Below are 2,579 nucleotides of genomic sequence, written 5' to 3' on the forward strand. Positions count from 1 at the left end.
GCGGGGAGCATCGAAAGGTCATGCGGGGCGCATGGATGCATGAGCGGGGGCGCGTACGGGACTTCACGGCGGTGAACGGGTAATCACTTGCCGTGATGGGGGCTTCGGGTGTCCGTCGGCCGTACTGCGCACCCTGGGCGGCCGGGGGCTTCCCGTCCTGGTAGGAGGCGCGATGCGAGGGTTCCGGCCGTTGCCGGAGCCGCGTGCGCGGCGCGGTCGGAGGGGGGCCGCGCGCAGGATGCCCGGGCGTGGCTGACGCGCCGGACCCGCAGAACGATGCGGGTGAATACGGGCAAGGTCTTGCATTCTCCGTATATCCGCTGGGCAGTGATCACCAGGGACGGCGTTCGTCCTGAACGCACAGCAGTCACAGGGGGTACAGCCATGGCCGCTAGGCCGCTTGTGGCGCGGCAACCGAACGAGAGGTTGCAGGCGCTCATTCAGGAAGCCGGTTGTTCCAACGCCGGTCTGGCACGCCGCGTCAACATGTGCGGGGCCGAGCACGGCCTCGATCTGCGTTACGACAAGACCTCGGTGGCCCGCTGGCTGCGCGGCCAGCAACCCCGGGGGCGGGCTCCGGGGATCATCGCCGAGGCCCTGGGCCGCAAGTTGGGCCGTACGGTCACCATCGACGAGATCGGGATGGCCAACGGCAAGAACCTCGCCTCCGGGGTGGGGATGCAGTTCTCGCCCACCGTGCTCGGCGCCATCGAGCAGGTCTGCGAGTTGTGGCGCAGCGACGTGGGCCGCCGCGATTTCCTCGGCGGGACCACGGTCGCCGCCTCCGCGCTGGTGGAGCCCAGCCGCGACTGGTTGATCACCGGCCCGGACGCCCAGGTCGCACGCTCCGCCGGGGCCCGGGTGGGGCTCTCGGACGTGGCGGCGGTACGGGCCACCACCGACGCCATCGTGGAGTTGGACCACCGTTACGGGAGCGGACACGTCAGGCCCGTGGTGGTCCACTACCTCAACAGCGTGGTGTCCGGGCTGCTGGCCGGCTCGTACCGGGAGTCCGTCGGCCGGGAACTCTTCGCGGCCGTCGCCCGGTTGACCGAGCTCGCCGGGTACATGGCGGTGGACACCGGGCAGGCCGGGCTGGCGCAGCGCTACTACATCCAGGCCCTCCGGCTGGCCCAGGCCGCCGGGGACCGGGCGTACGGCGGCTATGTGCTGGCGGCCAGCATGAGCCACCTCGCCGCCCAGCTGGGCAACCCGCGGGAGATCGCCCAGCTGGCCAGGGCGGCCCAGGAGGGTGCGCGCGGGCAGGTGCCGCCGCGGGCCGAGGCGATGTTCCAGGCGGCGGAGGCGCGCGGGCACGCCCTGCTCGGCGACGTCCGCGCCAGTCAGGCCGCCGCGGTCCGGGCGCGGGACGCGCTGGAACAGGCGGAGGCCCGGCCCGACTCGGGGGACGATCCCCACTGGATCACCCACTTCGACCGCGCCTACCTGGCCGACGAGCTGGCCCACTGCCACCGCGACCTGGGCGAACCGGAGCAGGCGCGGCAGCAGGCCGAGGAGGCGCTGCGCGGGCTGCCCGAGGAGCGGGTGCGCCGGCGCGCGATCGCCACCCTGCTGCTGGCCACCGCGCAGGTGCAGCAGCGCGATGTGGAGGCCGCCTGCCACACCGGCACCCGAGCGGTGGAACTGCTGGGCCGGCTGCGGTCCAACCGCGGTACGGAGTACCTGGACGACTTCCAGCAGCGCCTGGAGCCGTACCGGGAGGAGCCGGTGGTACGGGAGTTCAACGCGAGGCTGGAGGTGTACGCCGCATAGAGGGGAAGGAGGGGGCGCTTCCGCGGCGGTCGGCGGGGCCGGGTGGGAGCGTGACGAGCGGGGAGATTGCGGAGAGATAACGGACAGGACGGTGGAAGGCCGCTCAACTCCGGTCAAGCTCGGTGCGGATCATCGGCGCCGGAGCCCACCGCGGCGGTGGCTGACAGCGGGACCCGGTAGCGTAACCCGACGATTCCGTAAGTTCCGCATAACCAAGGAGTCCCGGTGACGCAGAGCGGACAGGGGAACGAGCCGCACCTGCCTGCGGCTCAGCCCGCGCAGGAGGGCGTCGTGCTGCCCGCTCACGGCGACCAGTACGGCCAGGGTCGCCACTCGGCGCCGGCCGGCGGTCAGCCCTGGGGTCAGCCCTGGGGTCCGCAGGGCGAACACCAGGGTCACCCCACCCAGTCGGGCGGCCCGCAGCCCGGGCAGCAGCACACCCAGCAGTACGGGCAGCCGCCGGCCCAGCAGGGCATGCCGCCGCAGCAGCCGCAGCAGTACGGAGGACCGGCGCAGGGGCAGCCGTACGGTCAGCGGCCCGGGACACCGTACGGGGAGCAGCCCTCGCACGGCGCCGGTCTGCCGCCCCAGTCGGACGGCTACGGGCAGGTGTACGGTCAGCAGCCCGCGCAGCACCAGCCGGGCCTGCCGCCGCAGCAGCGGCACCCGCAGCCGGGGCAGCCGGGCGGGCTTCCCGGGCAGCAGCGGTTCGAGCCGCAGCAGCCCCACCAGCCCCACCAGCCGCAGCAGCCCCACCAGCCGCAGCAGGCGAACCTGCCGCAGCCGCACTCCCCGCAGCCCCAGCA

Annotated in this window: 1 protein-coding gene and 1 pseudogene; one reads left to right on the forward strand and one right to left on the reverse strand. The window is 73.3% G+C overall.

Translation table 11 applies throughout. The features are described from left to right. Positions 1-384: 384 nt before the first annotated feature. A complete protein-coding gene (locus tag E4099_RS31220; protein ID WP_135342465.1) occupies positions 385-1,773 on the forward strand; it encodes an NsdA family TPR-like regulatory protein in 1,389 nt (462 codons plus the stop codon). Between the two features lie 129 nt (positions 1,774-1,902). Here the strand turns inward: E4099_RS31220 and E4099_RS33385 are convergent. Beyond that, positions 1,903-2,579, reverse strand: a pseudogene (locus E4099_RS33385) (hypothetical protein); the annotation flags it as partial.

This window comes from Streptomyces palmae (assembly GCF_004684805.1).
GTDB lineage: Bacteria > Actinomycetota > Actinomycetes > Streptomycetales > Streptomycetaceae > Streptomyces > Streptomyces palmae.